The organism is Candidatus Jordarchaeum sp. (genome assembly GCF_052745115.1).
This window is the reverse complement of the sequence record NZ_JBRAKS010000370.1, coordinates 1-3,747: the sequence shown is the minus strand read 5'-3', so window position 1 is coordinate 3,747 and position 3,747 is coordinate 1. Positions and strand designations below refer to the sequence as shown.

The window sequence follows — 3,747 nt, the reverse complement described above, 5'->3', positions numbered from 1 at the left end:
TCTGGTCAGCCCCCTCTCGGACTGAAGCGAAAAGCTTTTTCATAGCAAATATTAAAAGGGAAAGAGAAAGAAAAATGCTTAGTCAATCAAGGAATCCAGAAGCTCAATCAGCTCATAGAGTTCCAACTTGCTGCCAGATTCTCTAATACCATCCCTAAGATTGAGCCAACAGAACGGGCAGGACGTCACTATTGCTTCGGCACCGGTAGCCTCAGCTTCCTTAATTCTTTCAAACACTGAATTCATTGCTAGATCTGGGTACTGCGTTTTAACACCACCACCCGCACCACAACACCAGGTGTTTTCCTTGATTCTGTACATCTCTCTGAACTCGACACCCGGGATCTGGCTCAGCACATACCTTGGTAGTTCATACCACTCTTCTTTTTCTTTCTCAATTTTTCTGCTGTCCATGAACCAGTTGTTGCTCTCCTCTAAGCGTCTTTTCTCCAAGTCGTCTGCAACATGTCTAGTAAGGTGGCATGGGTCATGCCATGTAACTATCTTCTTAAACTCCTTTTTGATTTTGAGCTTCCCTTGCTTCATTAGATTCGCCACAAATTCCAGAGTGTGAACAGGTTTGAACGGAAGTTCCTGCCCCGTAAGTTTTGGATAGTCGACTTTAATCGTTCTGTAGCATCCTGCACAGCTAAATACCACGGTGTCAAATTTACTGAATGTTTCAATATTCTGATACATAACTCGTGTTGCCTGCTCCATCTGCCCGGTTCTGAATAACGGTGAGCCACAACACACTTCATCCTCTAGTATGGCCAATGGTTCTCCCAGTTTTCTAAACAGACGTTCTGTAGCCTCAGCGACGTTCTTGATTCTGTACGATGCGGTGCAGCCCACAAAGTAAGCGGTTTTAACGTCAAGGTTTTTCTCTCCTTTAAACCAGCTAGTCCTCTCTGCGTGAGGCTCTACGTAAGGATTGTTCATTTCCTTTACCGTGGCGCTTAATCGTGCTGTTTTCGGACCAAGAGGTACACCCTTCTCTACCAATGCGGCTCTGAGTGCTTCAATCACATCAACGGTGGGAATCTTGTTTTCACACTGAACTGCACAGTTTCCACAAGTGGTGCACGCAAACAGGATGTCTCTCATATCCTCATCGGGTTCAAGTTCACCTTCCATAACAGCTCTAGCCATCCACATCTTTCCAGAATTATAAAATCCTTCCCATTCGTGAAGATTACCCGCCGGGCAACCCACCACAATACCCTCATAGAGTTTGCCCTCATGCTCGCCAATACCTTCCTTATCAGGCTCACCAGAGAACGCAAACCTACAAGCTCCACAATGAATGCATCGATAAATTTCCTTTCTCATCTTTTTTAATCTTTCCATTCCACTATCCACTTTTTGTTCCATTTTGAATTAACCTCCTCAAGGAATCGCAAGTCTACCAGGATGCATGATGTAATTCGGATCCCAAATCGCACGAATCTTCTTCAAATACTCATGATAAGTCTTCGCTCTACTATACATCATAGGAGCATGCACATACGGATCCGGCCTGTACTCAACCCAACCCTTATCCAAGAAAATCTCCGTAGTCTCACGGTTAAGCTCCTGAACCTTATCAGCATCACCCGGCTTAGATGCATCAAAGCAAACAATAGGCATACAAATAGCCTGCCGACAATGATCAATACTAGCTATCCACATCACCGGTGGAAAACCATATTCTACCATTTTCTCATTATAGATTTCGGAGAACTCAGCGCAATCTTTCCAAGGCGTGTACCATGTTATAAACAGGAAGCCCGCGTTCCACAGAGAGTACGGAATAGCAATCTTATTCGGCTTCTTCAAACGACTCGCAATCTGCTTCGGATGAAGCTTCCACTGCGGCAAACTGCGACCAGTCTTAGCCTCGTAGTCCTTCATAATCTCATCAATACGCTTACACACAAAATCCAATTCTTCCTGGCTATGCGCCCAAACCTCAAAATTCATCCACCATTCAGAAATACCAATCTTCTTATAAAACTCGTAATCCGTAGGAACCCTATCCTCCGGCCACCGCGTCATAACCAGAGGCCAATTACCTCCTTGAACCATAACACAGTGATCGGATATTCCCATCTCATACTTAGAGACCTCAAGAGTTGCATCTTGCATATCGTATGGATTATCCATTCCATAAGCTACAACTGTTTTATAGTGTGGATGTGGTACGATTTTCACTGCAGCTTTCGTAACCACTCCCATAGTCCCTTGTGCTCCGAGGAACAGTCCACCGAGGTCTGGTCCTAGGCCCCATTTGTAGAATGGTTTTGCTCCGGGTAAGGCCCAGCTTCCAGTATATAGTACATCACCGGTGGGTACCACTACTTCCGCTCCCATTACCATATCCGCTTGAGGTCCGTATCTCCCTGTTACCATGCTAAATCCTCTTTCCAGAGCGTCACCTAAAACAGTTGCTGCAGGGGGTGCACCGTCGGGTACTGGTGGTGCCCAGTCGGGGTAGTGTTTTCTGAAGTATGCCCAGATTGTTCCGCTTCTTACTCCTGGCTCTAGTACCATGTATCTGGCGTCTAGGTCTACTTCTACTATCCGATCCATTCTTGAGAGATCGAGTAAAATACCACTGGGTGAGATTAGTGGTGAGGCGAATCCTCCGCTTAGTCCACCGGCTACCGGAGTCACTGGAATCTTATTTTCGTTGGCTAGTATTAGTAATTTTCGTACTTCTTCGACGTATCTTGGTCGTACTATTACTTCTGCTGGTATAGATTCGAGGCCCATAATTCCTTTTGAGACGTAGGCGTATCTCATGGGGACTTTGTCGTTGACGTATTCTTTTCCTACGATGCTGTTTAACGATTCAACAATTTCCTTTGTTACTGGGTTATAACTCAATTTTTTTCCTCCACGCTTGTTTGTGTTTTATTTTGAACGGCTAGACGTTTTTACTGTTTTGTTTATTAAGATTTTGCCAATGTTACCTTCTTGAATGCTCTATGTTTTTTGTTTTCCCTCTGGTTGGTATCTTGTTGTGATTGGTTTCTCTCTTTTTTTGTTGAGTTTTGGTTGTTTTACTCGAATATAAGTGTAGTAAAAGACATTTTTATGTAATTTATTACATCATGCTCCAAACGACAAATACTCTTTACCAATATAAATTTTATCACATTATTGACAACCAAAAACAGAGTCAAATTTGGAGCGGAAAAACAGTTTTTAAAATGGTGTTCGCTATTTCCTAATCAAAAATTATCTAGCCAGTTTTAAATGCTGTAATTTTAGAATACTCCTAGCCATTGTTCTTCTCCGTTTTCCGAGTAGTGTACTGCGGAAACCAGTCTGTTTTCTTCTGTCTGTTCGTCTGCGTAGAGGCTTTTTATGATTATTTTGTAGGTTGCACCGCACTTATTGCATTTGACTTTGTAGGTTTTGATGTTAAGAAGATTTTTATCCTCTTTTTCTGTTACGTCTTGTTTATCCAAGAGTTCTAATTGGTCTTCGTTTTCGTTTCCGCATTTTAGACATTCTCTGAGGTTGAATGCTTCCATACCCCTTCTCCCAAGTGGTATATAAGCCTTATTTGGCACTTCTTTAATGTTCATGTTTTTCACCAGTGTACTTATTTTGTGTCTTTTTGATACCATCTCTTTAGAGTACTACTTATAGCTATCGGCTCTCATGATGTTTTTTGGATTAAACTTTTTAATGATAGTTTCTTAGAGGGGTTCACAACAGTAGAAAGATTTAATGATAAATAATACCATTCTTGGACTT

At 42.5% G+C, this 3,747-nt stretch carries 3 protein-coding genes; all 3 read right to left on the bottom strand.

Annotation, left to right across the window (positions count from 1 at the left end; translation table 11 throughout):
- Positions 1-78 precede the first annotated feature (78 nt).
- The gene (locus ACUVXA_RS18020) at positions 79-1,374 is read right to left on the bottom strand and encodes a (Fe-S)-binding protein (protein WP_445872671.1); all 1,296 of its coding nucleotides are present in this window, start codon (positions 1,372-1,374) and stop codon (positions 79-81) included.
- A 15-nt stretch (positions 1,375-1,389) separates the two neighbouring features.
- Positions 1,390-2,868, bottom strand: coding sequence for an FAD-binding oxidoreductase (locus ACUVXA_RS18015; RefSeq protein WP_445872670.1), 1,479 nt, complete (start codon positions 2,866-2,868; stop codon positions 1,390-1,392).
- A 383-nt stretch (positions 2,869-3,251) separates the two neighbouring features.
- Complete coding sequence (locus ACUVXA_RS18010) at positions 3,252-3,575, bottom strand: hypothetical protein (RefSeq protein WP_445872669.1); 324 nt, start codon at positions 3,573-3,575, stop codon at positions 3,252-3,254.
- Between the last annotated feature and the right edge of the window lie 172 nt (positions 3,576-3,747).